General features: G+C 66.2%; 19 protein-coding genes. All 19 read left to right on the forward strand.

Going from position 1 to position 15,626, the window contains the following annotated elements:
* Positions 1 to 130: 130 nt before the first annotated feature.
* The 19 genes from JJJ17_RS18045 to cysE all read left to right on the forward strand — a co-directional run bounded on the left by JJJ17_RS18045 (position 131) and on the right by cysE (position 15,604).
* Complete coding sequence (locus JJJ17_RS18045) at positions 131 to 529, forward strand: permease (protein WP_200688985.1); 399 nt, start codon at positions 131 to 133, stop codon at positions 527 to 529.
* Positions 480 to 1,820, forward strand: a complete 1,341-nt coding sequence (locus JJJ17_RS18050; RefSeq protein WP_200688986.1) for a DNA-packaging protein — start codon at positions 480 to 482, stop codon at positions 1,818 to 1,820. The genes JJJ17_RS18045 and JJJ17_RS18050 overlap by 50 nt, the downstream gene beginning before the upstream one ends.
* Before the next feature lie 103 nt (positions 1,821 to 1,923).
* Positions 1,924 to 3,102: a phage portal protein gene (locus JJJ17_RS18055; RefSeq protein WP_200688987.1), complete on the forward strand. Its 1,179-nt coding sequence runs from the start codon at positions 1,924 to 1,926 to the stop codon at positions 3,100 to 3,102.
* Positions 3,102 to 3,326, forward strand: coding sequence for a GTA head formation protein, RCAP_rcc01685 family (locus JJJ17_RS18060; RefSeq protein WP_200688988.1), 225 nt, complete (start codon positions 3,102 to 3,104; stop codon positions 3,324 to 3,326). Before JJJ17_RS18055 ends, JJJ17_RS18060 begins: the two co-directional genes overlap by 1 nt.
* A 1-nt stretch (position 3,327) precedes the next feature.
* Positions 3,328 to 3,855 carry an HK97 family phage prohead protease gene (locus JJJ17_RS18065; RefSeq protein ID WP_234464185.1) on the forward strand — a complete coding sequence of 176 codons (528 nt, stop codon included), beginning with the start codon at positions 3,328 to 3,330 and terminating at the stop codon, positions 3,853 to 3,855.
* A 53-nt stretch (positions 3,856 to 3,908) separates the two neighbouring features.
* Positions 3,909 to 5,072 (forward strand): phage major capsid protein, encoded by a 1,164-nt coding sequence (locus tag JJJ17_RS18070; protein ID WP_200688990.1) that lies wholly within the window; start codon positions 3,909 to 3,911, stop codon positions 5,070 to 5,072.
* 149 nt (positions 5,073 to 5,221) lie between these two features.
* Positions 5,222 to 5,833, forward strand: a complete 612-nt coding sequence (locus JJJ17_RS18075) for a head-tail connector protein (protein ID WP_200688991.1) — start codon at positions 5,222 to 5,224, stop codon at positions 5,831 to 5,833.
* Positions 5,833 to 6,168, forward strand: coding sequence for a head-tail adaptor protein (locus JJJ17_RS18080; RefSeq protein WP_200688992.1), 336 nt, complete (start codon positions 5,833 to 5,835; stop codon positions 6,166 to 6,168). The genes JJJ17_RS18075 and JJJ17_RS18080 overlap by 1 nt, the downstream gene beginning before the upstream one ends.
* The gene (locus JJJ17_RS18085) at positions 6,165 to 6,584 is read left to right on the forward strand and encodes a DUF3168 domain-containing protein (RefSeq protein ID WP_200688993.1); all 420 of its coding nucleotides are present in this window, start codon (positions 6,165 to 6,167) and stop codon (positions 6,582 to 6,584) included. Before JJJ17_RS18080 ends, JJJ17_RS18085 begins: the two co-directional genes overlap by 4 nt.
* A gap of 13 nt (positions 6,585 to 6,597) precedes the next feature.
* Positions 6,598 to 7,026 (forward strand): phage major tail protein, TP901-1 family, encoded by a 429-nt coding sequence (locus JJJ17_RS18090; protein WP_200688996.1) that lies wholly within the window; start codon positions 6,598 to 6,600, stop codon positions 7,024 to 7,026.
* Positions 7,026 to 7,337, forward strand: a complete 312-nt coding sequence (locus JJJ17_RS18095; protein ID WP_200688997.1) for a gene transfer agent family protein — start codon at positions 7,026 to 7,028, stop codon at positions 7,335 to 7,337. The genes JJJ17_RS18090 and JJJ17_RS18095 overlap by 1 nt, the downstream gene beginning before the upstream one ends.
* Positions 7,334 to 7,537 (forward strand): rcc01693 family protein, encoded by a 204-nt coding sequence (locus JJJ17_RS18100; protein WP_200688998.1) that lies wholly within the window; start codon positions 7,334 to 7,336, stop codon positions 7,535 to 7,537. Before JJJ17_RS18095 ends, JJJ17_RS18100 begins: the two co-directional genes overlap by 4 nt.
* Positions 7,538 to 7,549: 12 nt before the next feature.
* A complete protein-coding gene (locus JJJ17_RS18105) occupies positions 7,550 to 8,200 on the forward strand; it encodes a phage tail tape measure protein (RefSeq protein WP_200688999.1) in 651 nt (216 codons plus the stop codon).
* 10 nt (positions 8,201 to 8,210) lie between these two features.
* Positions 8,211 to 8,843, forward strand: a complete 633-nt coding sequence (locus tag JJJ17_RS18110) for a DUF2460 domain-containing protein (RefSeq protein ID WP_200689000.1) — start codon at positions 8,211 to 8,213, stop codon at positions 8,841 to 8,843.
* Positions 8,840 to 9,670: a DUF2163 domain-containing protein gene (locus JJJ17_RS18115; RefSeq protein WP_200689001.1), complete on the forward strand. Its 831-nt coding sequence runs from the start codon at positions 8,840 to 8,842 to the stop codon at positions 9,668 to 9,670. The genes JJJ17_RS18110 and JJJ17_RS18115 overlap by 4 nt, the downstream gene beginning before the upstream one ends.
* On the forward strand, positions 9,663 to 10,097 hold the full coding sequence (locus JJJ17_RS18120; RefSeq protein ID WP_200689002.1) for a C40 family peptidase: 435 nt from the start codon (positions 9,663 to 9,665) through the stop codon (positions 10,095 to 10,097). Before JJJ17_RS18115 ends, JJJ17_RS18120 begins: the two co-directional genes overlap by 8 nt.
* 15 nt (positions 10,098 to 10,112) lie before the next feature.
* Positions 10,113 to 13,997, forward strand: coding sequence for a baseplate multidomain protein megatron (locus JJJ17_RS18125; protein ID WP_200689004.1), 3,885 nt, complete (start codon positions 10,113 to 10,115; stop codon positions 13,995 to 13,997).
* Entirely contained in the window at positions 13,987 to 14,697 is a 711-nt protein-coding gene (locus tag JJJ17_RS18130) for a DUF2793 domain-containing protein (protein ID WP_200689007.1), read from the forward strand. Before JJJ17_RS18125 ends, JJJ17_RS18130 begins: the two co-directional genes overlap by 11 nt.
* A gap of 79 nt (positions 14,698 to 14,776) precedes the next feature.
* On the forward strand, positions 14,777 to 15,604 hold the full coding sequence (gene cysE / locus JJJ17_RS18135) for a serine O-acetyltransferase (RefSeq protein WP_200689009.1): 828 nt from the start codon (positions 14,777 to 14,779) through the stop codon (positions 15,602 to 15,604).
* The last annotated feature ends 22 nt before the right edge of the window (positions 15,605 to 15,626 follow it).

Consider the following 15,626-nt stretch of genomic DNA (forward strand, 5'->3'; position numbering starts at 1 on the left):
GACTTGGCGAACGCCCCGAAGTAGAAATTAGACATGCTGGGAGAGGTGGGCAAGCGGCCGGGGTAAGACCCTTGGGCCGCTTTATCATTTCTGGCTCGTGCGGACAGGACACGAGGCGGGGCAGTTCTTGATGAATGATATGGAATGGGGTGCTTCCGGCGATGCCGAGGGGCCGTTTTTGGCTGGTCAGCAGGAGGCGCAGCCGAAGCGGGTCGCGGTGGATCCTGAAGAGGAGATGGCCGTCGTCCACGGGTTGTTCTGGTCCTATGTGCAGGACTTCGAGCGGCACCGGGGAGTGATGGAGGCGAGGATCGACGGGGCGATCGAGGCCGAGGATCTGAAGGCCGCTGTCAAGGCCGCAAGGGATGTTCGCGACGCGATCTCCCTGCTGTTCGAGGAAAGGAACAGAGTTGAAAAACTTCGCAGGGAGATCGCTGGCGGGGTCGGAGGCGGTGCGCTCGACCTTGACGCGGCACGAGATGAAATCGGGCGCCGCCTGGCTTGCCTGCGCCGAGCCGCAGGAGGTTGACGAATTTCTGGGGGGGCTGGGCGAGAATGCGTTGATGGCCTTGCCGTGGCTGTTCGAGTTCTGGGCGTTGCCGCATCAATTGCCGCCCGAGGGGGATTGGAAATCCTGGGTGATCATGGGCGGGCGCGGTGCGGGCAAGACCCGCGCCGGGTCCGAATGGGTGCGGCGGATGGTCGAGGGGGCGACCACCGCCGCACCCGGACGGTGCAGCCGGGTGGCCTTGGTGGGCGAGACCTTCGATCAGGTGCGCGAGGTGATGGTGATGGGCGAGAGCGGGATTTTGGCCTGCTCTCCGCCAGACCGGCGCCCGGTCTGGGAGGCGGGGCGGCGGCGGCTGGTCTGGGCCAATGGTGCCACCGCCACCTGCTATTCGGCGCATGAGCCAGAGGCGTTGCGCGGGCCGCAATTCGATGCGGCTTGGGTGGATGAACTGGCGAAGTGGAAGAAGGCCGAGGATACCTGGGACATGCTGCAATTCGCGCTGCGTCTGGGCGAGCATCCGCAGCAGGTCGTTACCACCACGCCGAAGAATGTCGGTGTGCTGAAGCGGATTCTGGGGAATGCGTCCACGGTTGTGACGCATGCGCCGACCGAGGCGAACCGGGCCTATCTGGCTGAAAGCTTTCTGGCCGAGGTTCAGGCGCGTTATGGCGGCACCCGGACCGGGCGGCAGGAGCTTGAGGGCGTGCTGCTGGAGGATGTCGAGGGGGCGTTGTGGACCTCATCGGCGCTGGAGGCGTGTCGGGTCGAGGTGGCGCCGAGGCTGAGCCGGGTGGTTGTTGCGGTTGATCCGGCGGTGACTTCGGGGCGTGGAAGTGACGAATGCGGGATCGTCGTGGCCGGGGTCGTGGCCGAGGGCGAGCCGAAGGATTGGGTCGCCTATGTGCTGGAGGATGCGACGGTCAAGGGATCGCCGGTCGAATGGGCGCGGGCGGCGATTGCGGCGATGGACCGGCACGGGGCCGAGCGGCTGGTGGCCGAGGTCAATCAGGGCGGCGATCTGGTCGAGAGCGTGATCCGGCAGGTCGATCCGCTGGTGCCGTTCCGGGCTTTGCGGGCCGGGCGCGGCAAGGGTTTGCGGGCCGAGCCGGTGGCGGCCTTGTACGAGCAGGGGCGGGTTCGGCATCTGCGCGGGCTTGGCGCGTTGGAGGATCAGATGTGTCAGATGACGGTCGGCGGGTTTGAGGGGCGGGGTAGCCCGGACCGGCTGGATGCGTTGGTCTGGGCGCTGCATGAACTGGTGATCGAGCCGGGGGCGGGGTGGCGCAGGCCGCGGATGCGGCAGTTGTGAACGAGACCGGGGCTCTGCCCCGGACCCCGGGATATTTGGATGAAGAAGAAGCGGGCCGTTCCTTTGGGGCGGCTTTTTTCTTTGGTGAGGCATGGAGGCGGGTATGGCGTTCGGGTGGTTTGGGCGGGAGGCGAAGGCGGCGCCCGTCGAGGAGAGGAAGGCCAGTGCCGCAGGGCGGATCGTGGCTTTGGCGGGAGGGCGCGTGGTCTGGTCGGCGCGGGATCTGGGCAGTCTGACGCGCGGCGGGTTTGTCGGCAATCCGGTCGGGTTTCGCTGTGTGAAGCTGATCGCCGAGGCGGCGGCTGCGGTGCCGGTGGTCTGCGAGGATCGCGAGCGGCGTTATGACGTGCATCCGGTGCTGGAGCTGTTGCGGCGACCGAATGCCGGGCAGGGCCGGGCCGAGTTGTTCGAGGCCCTGTTCGGGCAGATGCTGTTGTCGGGGAACGGTTATCTGGAGGCGGCAGGGCTTTCCGGGTCGGGGTTGCCGGAGGAATTGCATGTTCTGCGCTCGGACCGGATGGCGATTGTGCCGGGGGCGGATGGCTGGCCGGTGGCCTATGAATATGCGGTCGGCGGGCGGAAGCATCGGTTCGATATGGCAGGTTCGCCCGATCCGATCTGTCATGTGAAGAGCTTTCATCCGGTTGATGACCATTACGGTTTGTCGCCGATGCAGGCGGCGGCGGTGGCGCTGGATGTGCATAACAGCGCCTCGGCCTGGTCGAAGGCGCTGCTGGATAATGCGGCGCGGCCCTCGGGGGCGATTGTCTATAAGGGCGGCGATGGGCAGGGGGTTCTGTCGCCGGATCAGTATGACCGGCTGGTCGGCGAGATCGAGATGAACCATCAGGGCGCGCGGAATGCCGGGCGGCCGATGCTGCTGGAAGGTGGGCTTGACTGGAAGCCGATGGGATTCTCGCCCTCTGACATGGAGTTTCATGAGACCAAGATGGCGGCGGCGCGAGAGATCGCCTTGGCCTTTGGGGTGCCGCCGATGCTGCTGGGGATACCGGGGGATGCGACCTATGCGAAATATGCCGAGGCGCATCGGGCCTTCTATCGGCTGACGGTCTTGCCCTTGGCGACGCGGGTTCTGGCCTCGGTCGCGTGGTGGTTGTCCGAGCATCTGGGCGCGGAGGTCGAGTTGCGGCCGGACCCGGATCGGGTTCCGGCGCTGGCGGAAGAGCGGGATCAGCAGTGGAAGCGGATCGGAGAGGCGCTGTTTCTGACCGATGCGGAGAAGCGGGCCTTGCTGGGGCTGCCGCCGCTTGAGGGGGCGTGATGGAGGGGTCGCGGTTTCAGGGCCAGTGGCATGACCAGCGGTTCGAGGCGCAGGAGCGGATCATGGCGCTGCAATTCGGCGCGGTCGAAAAGCGGCTGGAGCGGATCGAGGCGCTGATGGAGGGGTTGGAGCGGCGCTTGTGGATGACGGTTTACGGCGTGGTTGCCGTGATCCTGACGCAGGCGGTGCAGGGTATTCTGGAATATGCGCCGAAAGGGGGCTGAGATGGTTCCGGGTCTGGAAGTGAAGTTCGCGGGCGGCAGTCTTGCCTTGGGCGAGGGGCTGGCGGTCGAGGGTTATGCGAGCCTGTTCGGGCTGGTCGATCAGGGCGGCGATGCGGTCATGCCGGGGGCGTTTGCCGCGTCCTTGGCGCGGCTGGCGGCGAAGGGGGATCGGGTGCGGATGCTGTGGCAGCACGATCCGGCGCGGCCCATCGGTGTCTGGGACGAAATCCGCGAGGACGGCAAGGGGTTGTGGGTCAAGGGGCGCCTGCTGCCCGAGGTGGCGCAGGCGCGCGAGGCTGCGGCGCTGCTTGAGGCCGGGGCGATCGATGGGTTGTCGATCGGCTATCGCACGGTCCGGGCCGAGAAGGATCGGAAGGGCCGCCGGATGCTGGCCGAGGTGGAGTTGTGGGAGGTGTCGCTGGTCACCTTTCCGATGCTGCCCGAGGCAAAGGTGGGCCGGAAAGAGGCCGATGATCTGCGCGAGGTGGCGGCGGTGTTTCAGGAGGCTGCGGCGGCTTTGCGGGGGTGAGGGCGGTGCGTGCGGAGCACGCACCCTACGGGGTTTTTCGTGAGGAGTGGGGAATGACCGAGGTGAAGGCCGCGGGTGGTCAGGATATGGCCGCCGATCTGAAGGGGGCGATGGTTGGGTTCGTCAGTGAACTCAAAGGCTTCCGCGAAGATATTCAGAAGAAGTTCCAAGCACAGGATGAGCGCATGAACATGTTTGATCGCAAGACTGCCAATCGGGGCCGCGCGCCCCTGTCCACGACTGCCGAAGTCGGCGTGCCGCATCAGAAGGCGTTCAACGCCTATCTGCGCAGCGGTGACGATGACGGGCTGCGCGGGCTGGTTGTCGAGGAAAAGGGGCTGACCGTGGCCAGCGATGGCGGCTTTCTGGCCGCGCCGGTGGTGGCCGAGACGGTGCAGAACGTGCTGCATAACGGCACCTCGCTGCGCAGGCTGGCGAATGTGGTGAGCGTCGAAAGCTCTGTCTATGAGGTGCTGGTCGATAAGGGCGATATGGGCGCGGGCTGGGCGACCGAGGCGACCTCGACCGAGACGACGGCGGGCGGGATCGAGCGGATCAGTATTCCGGTGCATGAACTGTCGGCGATGCCCAAGGCCAGCCAACGTCTGCTGGACGATGCGGCCTTCGATGTCGAGGCATGGCTGGCCGAGCGGATCGCGGATCGCTTTGCCCGCTCGGAAGCGGCGGCGTTCATCCATGGCGATGGTGTCTCGAAGCCGAAGGGTATCCTGTCCTATCCGGTGGCGCCGCATGGCACCGAAGGTCCGGGTCAGATCGGCACGATCAGCAGCGGCAGCATCGGGGAATTCGATGAGGATACCTCGGCCGATGTGCTGATCGATCTGGTCTATGCGCTTGGTGCCGAATACCGCGCCAATGCGACCTTCCTGATGAACTCGAAAACGGCGGCGCTGGTGCGCAAGATGAAGGATGCCGAGGGGCGCTATCTTTGGACGGATGCGCTGACGGCGGGGCAGGTGTCGCAATTGCTGGGCTATCCGGTGATGATCAGCGAGGATATGCCCGATATCGATATGGAGACGCTTTCGGTCGCCTTCGGCGATTTCCGCGCTGCCTATACCGTTGTTGAGCGTCCGGATCTGCGCGTGCTGCGCGATCCGTTCAGCGCCAAGCCGCATGTGCTGTTCTATGCCACCAAGCGTGTCGGCGGCGGTGTCACCGACTTCCGCGCCGTGAAGCTGTTGCGCTTTGCCTGATCCGTTGAGGATCGGGTGAGGGGAAGGGTCGCGTCGCTGCCGGTCGTGCCGGCTTTGCAACTGTCCGCGCGTGCTGATGGCCTGCTGCGCAGCGCGACCCTTTTCAGGCGGTGTTTCGGTTGGCGCTGGCAGGACGGGAGTTTCGGGAAATGATGCTGAGAGAAGAGACGGCGCCGCCGGCCGGGGCGCTGCCGGTCGGGGCGTTGCGCGACCATTTGCGGCTGGGCTCGGGCTTCGAGATCGCGGCGGATGCGGCCGAGGATGCGGCGCTGGCGGGTTTTCTGCGCGCGGCCATTGCGACGGTCGAGGCGCGGACGGGCAAGGTGCTGCTGACGCGCCGGTTTCGGATGCAGCTTGACGATTGGCGCGACCGGCTGGGTCAGCCCTTGCCGCTGGCTCCGGTGATCGCGGTCGAGAAGATCGAGATCGATGACGGGGCGGGAATCGTGACCGAGCTTGGCCCTGAGGCCTGGCGGTTGGTGCCGGATGGGCAAAGGCCGGTGATCCTGCCTGCGGGGGTGATCCTGCCGCATGTGCCGAGGCTGGGCTCGGTCGCGGTCACGTTCACGGCGGGCTTTGGAGCGGATTGGGCTGATGTGCCCGCCGATCTGGCGCAGGCGGTGATCATGCTGGCGGCGGGATATTACGAGGATCGCAGCTTCGAAGGCTCGAAGGCGATGCCCTTTGGTGTCGCTGCGCTGATCGAGCGGTGGCGGCAGGTGCGGGTGCTGGCCGGGCGCGGTGGCCGGGGGATGCGGTGATGCGGCCCCGGTTGAATGTCCGGCTGGTGCTGGAGACGGGTGAGCGGCAGGCGGATGGCTTTGGCGGCTTTCGAACAATCTGGCGTGAGATCGGTGTTCTTTGGGCCGGGATGGCGGCGGGGCCGGGGCGCGAACGCTCAGGCGAGGTTGCGGCGGAAAGCGTGTTGCCGTGGCGGATTACCGTCAGGGCGGCGACTGTGGGTGATCCGCGGCGACCTGTGGCGGGCCAAAGGTTTCGTCTGGGCGAGCGGGTGTTTCGGATCGAGGCGGTGGCGGAGGCGGATGCTTCCGGGCGCTGGCTGGTCTGCGTGGCGCGAGAGGAGGAGCGGGCATGAGCTATGGGGCGGCTTTGGCGCTTCAGGGCGCGGTTTATCAGCATCTGCGCGGCGATGCCGTTCTGGCCGATCTGGTGGGCGATGCGGTCTTCGATGCGATGCCGGTGACGGCTCCGGCGGGGGTGCATGTGGCACTTGGGCCCGAGGAAATGCGGGATGCGGGCGATGCGACGGCGGCGGGATCGCTGCATGATTTCGTCGTCTCGGTTCTGGCGGGGGCTGAGGATGGCGGCGGTTTTGCGGCGGTGAAGGCGGCGGCGGGGGCGGTCAGCGATGCGCTGGAGGGTGCGGCACTGGCGCTGGATCGCGGTCGGCTGGTGGGGTTGTGGTTCCTGCGTGCGCGGGCGCGGCGAGTGGAAAATGGCGCGGCGCGGCGGGTCGATTTGACCTTCCGGGCGCGGATTGATCTGGGCTAAAAGGGGAAAAGTCATGGCGGCACAGAACGGGCGCGATCTGCTGATCAAGATGGACATGACGGGCGACGGATCGTTCGAGACCGTGGCGGGTCTAAGGGCGACACGGCTGGCCTTCAATGCCGAGACGGTTGATGTGACCTCGCTGGAAAGCGAGGGGGGCTGGCGCGAATTGCTGGGCGGGGCGGGTGTCAGAAGTGCCTCGATCTCTGGGTCGGGGGTGTTTCGCGATGCGGATACCGATGCGCGGGCGCGGCAGGTGTTTTTCAGTGGCGAGGTGCCGCGGTTTCAGGTGGTGATCCCGGATTTCGGCGTTGTCGAGGGGCGGTTTCAACTGACCGCGCTGGAATATGCGGGCAGCCATAATGGCGAGGCGACATATGAGATGACGCTGGCCTCGGCCGGGGCACTGTCCTTTGTCGCGCATGCTCCGGTCGAGCCGTGATGGTGAATCCGATGCGGGGCGAGGTGCAGGTGAGCTTGGACGGCGTGCCGCATGTGGCGCGGCTGACCTTGGGTGCGCTGGCGGGGCTGGAAGAGACGCTTGGGGCGGGATCGTTGATCGCGCTGGCCGAGCGGTTCGAGGCCGGGCAGTTCAGCAGTCGTGATGTTCTGGCAGTGCTCGTCGCGGGGCTGCAGGGTGGCGGCTGGCAGGGCGTTGCGGGCGATCTGATGACGGTCGAGATCGGCGGCGGGCCGGTGGCGGCCGGGCGTGCCGCCGCCGAGTTGCTGGCCCGGGCGTTTCGGGTCGGATGAGCGGCGGGCTTGATTGGCCGGGGCTGATGCGAGCGGGGCTAAACGGGCTGCGGCTGACGCCGGATCAGTTCTGGGCGCTGACCCCGGCAGAGCTGGCGCTGATGCTGGGGATCGAGCCGGGCCTGCCCGCGATGACGCGGGGGCGGCTGGCCGAGTTGTCGGCGCTTTATCCCGACCGGGCGGCGGTCGGGGGCGAATGAAGGGGCAGGATCATGGCAGAGAAGGACGGGTTCAGCGCGCTGGACCGGCTGGACGAGGGTATGGGCGCAAGCAGCCGCATGACCGCCGAGTTCGAGGCAGAGCTGGCGCGGCTGCGGCAATCGATGGTCTTCACCTCGCGCGAGGTGGGGACGCTGTCGAACGGCATCGGCTCGGGGCTGAGGCGGGCCTTTGACGGGCTGATCTTTGACGGGGCGAAGCTGTCGGATGCGCTGAAAGGGATCGGGCAGAGCATCGCGGATACGGTCTATGCGATCGCGATGCGGCCGGTGACGCAGGCTTTGGCGGGCGGTCTGGCGAACGGGATGAGCGAGGCTTTGTCGGGGGCTGCGCCCTTTGCGAAAGGCGGGGCGTTCTCGTCCGGGCGGGTGACGGCCTTTGCCAAGGGTGGTGTGGTCAGTCAGCCGGTGACGTTTCCGATGCGCGGTGGGACCGGGCTGATGGGCGAGGCCGGGCCAGAGGCGATCATGCCGCTGCAACGCGGGGCCGATGGTCGGCTGGGCGTGGCGGCCAGTGGCGGCGGGCGGGCGGTGAACGTCACCATCAACGTGTCCACGCCGGATGTGGCCGGGTTCCAGCGCAGTCAGTCGCAGATCGCGGCGCAGCTTGGCCGGGTGCTGGCGCGCGGCGAGCGCAATTCCTGAGGAGAGGGCAATGGCATTTCACGAGGTCCGGTTTCCGGCCAATCTGTCCTTCGGCGCCATTGGCGGACCCGAGCGGCGCACCGAGATCGTCACTCTGGCCAGCGGGTTCGAAGAGCGGAATACGCCCTGGGCACATGCGCGGCGGCGTTATGATGCGGGGATGGGGCTAAGGTCACTGGACGATCTGGCGGCGCTGATCGCGTTTTTCGAGGCGCGGGCCGGGCAGTTGCACGGTTTTCGCTGGAAAGACTGGGCGGATTTCAAAAGCTGTCTGCCGTCGCGCGCGCCTGCCTTTGACGATCAGGAGATTGGGCGGGGGGACGGTCTGCGGGTCAGCTTTCCGCTGCTGAAAAATTACCGATCCGGTGCCGAGATCTATGCGCGGCCTGTCGAGAAGCCGGTGAAGGATAGCGTGCGGGCCGGGATCGGCGGGGTCGAGCTGTTTCCCGATGGCGGCTTCAGTGTGGACCATCAGACGGGGCTGGTGACGTTTGCCGAGCCTCCGGCTGTTGGGGCCGAGGTGACGGCGGGCTATGAATTCGACGTGCCGGTGCGGTTTGACACGGATCGGATCGCGGTTTCGGTCGCGACCTTTCAGGCGGGCGAGGTTCCGCAAATCCCGGTGGTCGAGGTGCGGATATGAGCGCCACGACGATTGCGCGGGCATGGATGGTCCGGCGCGCGGATGGTCTGTGTCTGGGCTTTACCGATCACGACCGGGCGTTGCGTTTCGGCGGTGTAGAATTTGCGCCGGAATACGGGATGACGGCGCGGGTGTTGGTGCAGGGGACCGGGCTGTCGGTGGACAATTCCGAAGCAGTGGGCGCGCTGTCGGCCGATGCAATCAGCGAGCGGGACATTCTGGCCGGGCGTTGGGATGGGGCCGAGCTGAAGCTGTGGGACGTGGACTGGCGTGATGTGGCGCAAAGGCGATTGGTCTTTGCGGGGAGTCTGGCTGAAGTCTCGCGCGCGAATGGTGCGTTCCGGGCCGAGTTGCGCGGGCTGGCCGAGCCGCTGAATGCGGCGCGGGGGCGGGTGTTTCATCCGCGCTGCTCGGCGCGGCTGGGCGACGGGAAATGTCGATTTGCGCTGGTCGGCGAGGATTACCGGGCCGAGATCGCGGTGGAAGAGGTCGAGGACGGGCGGGTGTTCCGGTTTGCCTCTTTCCCGGCCTATGAGCAAGGCTGGTTTGAGCGTGGTGTGATGTCAGTGCTGGACGGCGGGGCCGAGGGGCTTTCGGCAGCGGTGAAGAACGACCGTGCCTTGCCCGGCGGGCAGCGCGAGATCGAGTTGTGGCAGTCTTTTGGCATCGCGCCGGTCGTGGGCGACGTGGTGGCGATCACGGCGGGGTGCGACAAACGGGCTGCGACCTGTCGGTTGAAGTTTAACAATTTCATGAACTTTCGTGGCTTTCCTCATTTGCCGAACGAAGATTGGCTGATGGCTCCGGGGGCGGGTCGCAATGGCTGATGTGGTCGAACTGGCGCGCGGCTGGCTGGGCACGCCCTATCTGCATCAGGCCAGCGTCAAGGGCGCGGGCTGCGATTGTCTGGGGCTGATCCGCGGGCTGTGGCGCGAGCTTTATGGGCGCGAACCGGAAGAACCGCCCGCCTATTCGCCCGACTGGGGCGAGGTCGGGCAGCGCGAATTGCTGATGGCTGGCGCGGCGCGGCATCTGGTGCCGGTTCTGCGCGAAGCCGGGATGGTGCCGGGGCAGGTGCTGCTTTTTCGAATGCGACCGGGGGCGATTGCCAAGCATCTTGGCGTCGTCTCGGTCGGTGGCGAGGCGGCGCGGTTCATCCATGCCTATGATGGGCACGGGGTGATCGAAAGTCCGCTGAGCCTGCCCTGGCAGAACCGGGTCGTCGCCCGGTTCGTCTTTCCTGAAATTCCGTAATCAAGGAGGCCGGTCATGGCCACAATCGTCCTCTCTGCCGTCGGTGCGTCGATTGGCAGCGGCTTTGGCGGCGCTGTTTTGGGGCTTTCGGGCGCGGTCATTGGTCGGGCCATCGGTGCGACCGTGGGCCGGGTATTCGATCAGCGCCTGCTGGGCGGTGGTGCGAAGGCTGTCGAGACCGGGCGGATCGACCGGCTGCGGCTGCAAAGCGCGGGCGAGGGGCTGGCGATCCCGAAGCTGTGGGGGCAGTTGCGGGTGCCGGGGCATGTGATCTGGGCGTCTCCGCTGGAAGAGGTCACGCGGTCCGAGGATGCGGGCGGCGGCAAGGGTGCTCCGAAGGCCAAGGTCACGCATATCAGCTACCGGCTGTCGGTGGCGCTGGCCTTGTGCGAGGGGCCGCTGCTGGGCGTCGGTCGGGTATGGGCCGATGGTGAAGAGGTTCCGGCCTCGGATCTCAATATGCGGGTCTATCGCGGGGATGAGGGGCAGATGCCCGACCCGGCGATTGCCGCGCATGAGGGCGAGGATGCGCCTGCCTATCGCGGGATCGCCTATGTTGTGCTGGAGGGGCTGAACCTTGAGCCATGGGGCAACCGGATGCCGCAACTGACCTTCGAGGTCACGGCTGCAGCGCGGGATGGCAGCGGTCTTTGCCGCGATGTCGAGGCGGTGGCGCTGATTCCCGGGACGGGGGAATATTCGCTGGCGATGACCCCGGTGACGCAGGATCTTGGTTTGGGCGAGACGCGGTCGGTCAATGTGAATACGCCGATGGGCGGGACGGATTTCGCCGCCTCGATGGAGATCATGGGGCGGGAATTGCCGAATGTCGGCTCGGTCTCGCTGGTGGTGTCGTGGTTCGGCGATGATCTGCGGATCAACCATTGCACGGTCAGGCCGAAGGTCGAGCAGGTCGAGATCGAAGGCTCTGAAATGCCGTGGCGCGCGGGTGGGATCTCGCGGGCCGAGGCTATGGCGGTATCGCGGGTCGAGGATCGCCCGATCTATGGCGGCACGCCCTCGGACCAGTCGGTGATCGAGGCGTTGCGGGCGCTGGCGGCATCGGGGCGGAAGGCGGTTTTCTATCCGTTCATCCTGATGGAGCAGTTGGGCGGGAACGGGTTGCCGAACCCTTATGGTGGGGTCGGGCAGCCGGTGATGCCGTGGCGGGGGCGGGTGACGACCTCGAAGGCTCCGGGGCAGGAGGGATCGCCGGATGGGACGGCGGCGGCTGCGGATGAAGTGGCGGTGTTCTTTGGGGCGGCAGAGGCCGGGGATTTCAGCGTTGATGGCGAGGTGGTCAGCTATCATGGGCCGGAGGAGTGGTCCTATCGGCGGTTCATTCTACATTACGCCCATCTTTGCGCGGCGGCGGGGGGCGTGGATGCCTTTCTGATCGGGACCGAGATGGTCGCGATGACGCAGATCCGCGGGGCGGGGAACAGCTATCCGGCGGTGGAGCAGTTGATCCGGCTGGCGCATGATGTGCGGGCGATCCTTGGGCCGGGGGTGAAGCTTTCCTATGCCGCCGACTGGTCGGAATATTTCGGGCATCATCCGGGCGGTGGTGAGTTGTTCTTTCATCTCGATCCGCTTTGGGCGGATGAGGCGATCGATTTCGTCGGTATCGACAATTACATGCCGCTGTCCGACTGGCGCGAGGGTGAGGATCATCTGGACGCGCATTGGGGGCGGATCGGAAATCCCGATTACCTGATGGCGAATGTCGAGGGCGGCGAGGGCTATGACTGGTATTATGCCAGCGATGCCGACCGCGATGCGCAGGTCAGGACGCCGATCACCGACGGGGCTTATGACGAGGCCTGGGTCTGGCGTTACAAGGATCTGACCGGCTGGTGGCAGAACCTGCATTACAACCGTCCGGGCGGGGTTCGGGCGGCGAATGCGACGGACTGGGTGCCGGGGTCGAAACCGTTCTGGTTCACCGAATATGGCTGCGCCGCGCTGGACAAGGCGACGAACCAGCCGAACAAGTTTCTGGACGCGATGAGTTCTGAAAGCACGCTGCCTTTCTATTCGAATGCGCGGCGGGATGATGCGATTCAGGCAGCCTATATCGCGGCGGTCACGGCATATTGGCGCCATCCGGGGCGCAATCCGGCAATGGCGGGCGGCGGGCGGATGGTGGATCTGGCGCGTGCCCATGTCTGGTGTTGGGATGCGCGGCCCTATCCGGCTTTCCCGCGCCGCCCGGATCTGTGGTCGGATGGCCCGGCATGGGAGCGGGGGCATTGGCTGAACGGGCGGACGGGGGCGGTGACGCTGGCCTCAGTCGTCGGCGACATCTGCCGTGAGGCGGGGTTGCGGGATTACGACGTGAGTGCGCTGAGTGGGGTGGTGCGCGGCTATCTGACAAGCGGCGGTGAGACGGCGCGGGCGGCGTTGCAGCCGCTGATGCTGGCTTACGGTTTCGATGCGGTCGAGCGCGACGGGGTGCTGCGCTTTCTGCATCGCGATGGGCGGGTGCAGGCCGAGATCGGGCCGGAGCATCTGGCGTTGACGGATGAGGTCGCGGGTTTCGAGACGATGCGCGCGCCGGTGCCGGAACTGGCCGGTCGGCTGCGGCTGAGCCATGTCGAGGCGGGCGCGGATTATGCGGTTGCGACGGCCGAGGGATCGCTGCCGGATGCGGCACAGGAGAGTGTGGCGGATACCGAATTCGCGCTGTCCCTGACCCGATCCGAGGGACGGGCGGTGGTCGAGCGGTGGCTGGCCGAGGCGGCGGTGGCGCGGGATGCGGCGCGGTTCGCGTTGCCGCCGTCACTGGCACATCTGGGGCCGGGCGATGTGCTGCGGGTGGCTGTGGAAGGCGTCGAGGCGAAACGCTGGCGGATTGACCGGGTGGAGCGCGGGGGCGCGGTGACGGTGGATGCCGTCCGGGTCGAGCCGGGGGTCTATCTGCCGGCGCTGAGCGTCGAGGATGAGGGGCCGATCCGCGCTCATGTGCCGCCGATGCCGGTTCTGCCGATGTTCATGGATTTGCCGTTGCTGCGCGGCGATGAGGTGGCGCATGCGCCTTGGCTCGCGGTGGCGGCGAAGCCTTGGCCGGGTAGTGTGGCTGTTTATGAATCGGTCGAGGATGAGGGCGGGTATGAGTTGAACCTGCTGCTGTCGCGCAGGTCGTATATCGGGCGGGTGCTGGAGGATCTGCCACGGGCGCGTCCGGGGGTGATTGCGCGCGGGCCTGCCTTGCGGGTCAGGCTGAAGGATGCAGGTCTGCGCTCGGTCACGCGGCGGGCTTTGCTGGCCGGGGGGAATGCGCTGGCAATCGGTGACGGCTCGATGGAAAACTGGGAGATCGTGCAATTCCAGAAGGCGGTGCCGGTCGGCAGCGGGGTCTGGGAACTGTCCGAACTGCTGCGGGGACAGGCGGGCACCGATGCGCTGATGCCGGATGTCTGGCCCGCGGGAAGCCATGTGGTGCTGCTGGATGGCGGGCCGGTGCAGGTGAAGGCCGCGCCGGGCAGTCGCGGGCAGGAGCGGTTCTGGCGGATCGGGCCGTCAAGCCGTGCGGTCGATGATCCAAGCTATCGGGCGCGGGTGACGGTGACGCGGGGTGTCGGGCTGCGACCCTATGCGCCGTGCCATTTGCGATTGACGGGCGACCGGCTGTCATGGGTGCGGCGGACGCGGATCGAGGGCGATGGCTGGGACGGGGCCGAGGTGCCTTTGGGAGAGGCTCGGGAAAGCTATCTGCTGCGGATTTCGCGGGGTGGCGTGGCGCTGCATTCGGCGGAAGTCGGGGCGGCGGAATATCAGATTCCCGGCTCGGTCTGGGCGGATTTGGTGGGGACGGGGCCGTTCGGGGTGACGGTCGCGCAGCTTTCGGACCTCTACGGGGCGGGCCTTTCAGCAAGGAGGATTTTCGATGTCGAATGAAACGGCAAGGTTGCAGATGCCGCTGGTGCAGGGCGCGCAGGCGCAGAAGCATGTGACCGTGAACGAGGCGCTGATGCGGTTGGACGGGGTCAGCAATCTGGTGCTGCAAAGCCTTGACCATGGAGTGCCGCCGGTTTCGGTCATCGACGGGCGCTGTTACGGAGTGCCGGGCGGGGCCAGTGGTGACTGGGCCGGGCAGGCGGGCAAGATCGCCATTGGCTCGAACGGTGGTTGGGTGTTCGTGCAACCCTCGGCCGGGATGCGGGGTTTTGTGGCGGATCGCGGGGTTGTGGCGGTGCATGACGGATCAGGCTGGGTGCCGGGCGCGCTGAGCCTTGGCGGCTTCGGCTCGGGGCTTATGACCGGGATGGTCGAGGCCGAGGTCGAGGTCGGCAGTGGTGCCAGTTTCGATACCGGCATCACCATTCCGGCGAATGTCATGGTGATCGGCGCGGTGGCGCGGGTGGTCGAGCCTTTGGCCGGATCTTTGGATAGTTGGAAACTGGGGACAGTCGGCGCGGTGGATCGCTTTGGGCAGGGCTTGGGCAAGGGTGCCGGGTCGTGGGCACGCGGGCTGTTGGGGGCGCCAATGACCTATTATGAGGCTGCAAATCTGCTGATGACGGCAGAAGGCGGCGTTTTCGGCGGGGGGCGGGTCCGGCTGGCCGTGCATTGGCTGGCGCTGAGATTGCCAAGTTGAGGCGGATTTTTCCTCGATATCTTTTCTGCCACCCCCATATGCGTTATGAGGTAACTCCACGACACAGGCTTAGCCCCCCATGAATATGCAAAGCGCAACCAAGAAGCCCATCGATCTGGATCGAGATGCCATCTGGGCGCAGGTCTGTGACGAGGCCAAGGAGGCCGTTCAGAATGAGCCGCTGCTGGGGTCGCTGATTCATGCGGGCTTGCTGCATCACTACAGCCTCGAGGCGGCTTTGGCCTATCGGTTCTCGATGAAGCTGGCCAGCCCCGAGATGAGCGAGCAGATCCTGCGCGAGATCTCGGACCATGCCTATCGCAGCGCCCCGGAACTGGGTGATGCGGCGCGGGCAGATTTGCTGGCGGTCTATGACCGCGATCCGGCGACGCACCGGCTGTTACAACCGATCCTGTTCTTCAAGGGCTTTCAGGCGTTGCAGGCCTATCGCATGGCGCATTGGCTGTGGCGACAGGATCGCCGCGATCTGGCCTATTTCGTGCAGATGCGCTGCTCGGAATGCTTTGGGGTGGATATTCATCCAGCGGCAGAGATTGGAACCGGCGTGATGATCGATCACGCCCATTCCATCGTCATTGGCGAGACGGCAAAGGTCGGCAATGATGTGTCGATGCTGCACTCGGTAACGCTTGGCGGGACCGGCAAGGAAGATGGCGACCGCCATCCGAAGATCGGCGACGGTGTGCTGGTCGGCGCGGGGGCGAAGGTTTTGGGCAATATCAGCGTCGGGCACCATTCGCGGATTGCGGCGGGCTCGGTCGTGTTGACCGATGTGCCGCCCTGCAAGACCGTGGCGGGGGTTCCGGCGAAGGTGATCGGGGATGCGGGTTGTCCTGAACCCTCGCACAGCATGAACCAACTGCTGGGAATGAGCGAATTTCCGTAAGCTGCGGGTGAGGGTGATTGTC

The sequence above is a fragment of the Paracoccus caeni genome (genome assembly GCF_016629665.1).
Classification (GTDB): domain Bacteria; phylum Pseudomonadota; class Alphaproteobacteria; order Rhodobacterales; family Rhodobacteraceae; genus Paracoccus; species Paracoccus caeni.

Coding starts and splice junctions, on each gene's coding strand:
- JJJ17_RS18055 (WP_200688987.1), top strand. CDS start 1,924: ATGGCGTTCGGGTGGTTTGGGCGGGAGGCGAAGGCGGCGCCCGTCGAG.
- JJJ17_RS18075 (WP_200688991.1), top strand. CDS start 5,222: ATGATGCTGAGAGAAGAGACGGCGCCGCCGGCCGGGGCGCTGCCGGTC.
- JJJ17_RS18060 (WP_200688988.1), top strand. CDS start 3,102: ATGGAGGGGTCGCGGTTTCAGGGCCAGTGGCATGACCAGCGGTTCGAG.
- JJJ17_RS18100 (WP_200688998.1), top strand. CDS start 7,334: ATGAGCGGCGGGCTTGATTGGCCGGGGCTGATGCGAGCGGGGCTAAAC.
- JJJ17_RS18110 (WP_200689000.1), top strand. CDS start 8,211: ATGGCATTTCACGAGGTCCGGTTTCCGGCCAATCTGTCCTTCGGCGCC.
- cysE (WP_200689009.1), top strand. CDS start 14,777: ATGAATATGCAAAGCGCAACCAAGAAGCCCATCGATCTGGATCGAGAT.
- JJJ17_RS18120 (WP_200689002.1), top strand. CDS start 9,663: ATGGCTGATGTGGTCGAACTGGCGCGCGGCTGGCTGGGCACGCCCTAT.
- JJJ17_RS18085 (WP_200688993.1), top strand. CDS start 6,165: ATGAGCTATGGGGCGGCTTTGGCGCTTCAGGGCGCGGTTTATCAGCAT.
- JJJ17_RS18080 (WP_200688992.1), top strand. CDS start 5,833: ATGCGGCCCCGGTTGAATGTCCGGCTGGTGCTGGAGACGGGTGAGCGG.
- JJJ17_RS18090 (WP_200688996.1), top strand. CDS start 6,598: ATGGCGGCACAGAACGGGCGCGATCTGCTGATCAAGATGGACATGACG.
- JJJ17_RS18105 (WP_200688999.1), top strand. CDS start 7,550: ATGGCAGAGAAGGACGGGTTCAGCGCGCTGGACCGGCTGGACGAGGGT.
- JJJ17_RS18065 (WP_234464185.1), top strand. CDS start 3,328: ATGGTTCCGGGTCTGGAAGTGAAGTTCGCGGGCGGCAGTCTTGCCTTG.
- JJJ17_RS18070 (WP_200688990.1), top strand. CDS start 3,909: ATGACCGAGGTGAAGGCCGCGGGTGGTCAGGATATGGCCGCCGATCTG.
- JJJ17_RS18130 (WP_200689007.1), top strand. CDS start 13,987: ATGTCGAATGAAACGGCAAGGTTGCAGATGCCGCTGGTGCAGGGCGCG.
- JJJ17_RS18095 (WP_200688997.1), top strand. CDS start 7,026: ATGGTGAATCCGATGCGGGGCGAGGTGCAGGTGAGCTTGGACGGCGTG.
- JJJ17_RS18045 (WP_200688985.1), top strand. CDS start 131: ATGAATGATATGGAATGGGGTGCTTCCGGCGATGCCGAGGGGCCGTTT.
- JJJ17_RS18125 (WP_200689004.1), top strand. CDS start 10,113: ATGGCCACAATCGTCCTCTCTGCCGTCGGTGCGTCGATTGGCAGCGGC.
- JJJ17_RS18050 (WP_200688986.1), top strand. CDS start 480: ATGAAATCGGGCGCCGCCTGGCTTGCCTGCGCCGAGCCGCAGGAGGTT.
- JJJ17_RS18115 (WP_200689001.1), top strand. CDS start 8,840: ATGAGCGCCACGACGATTGCGCGGGCATGGATGGTCCGGCGCGCGGAT.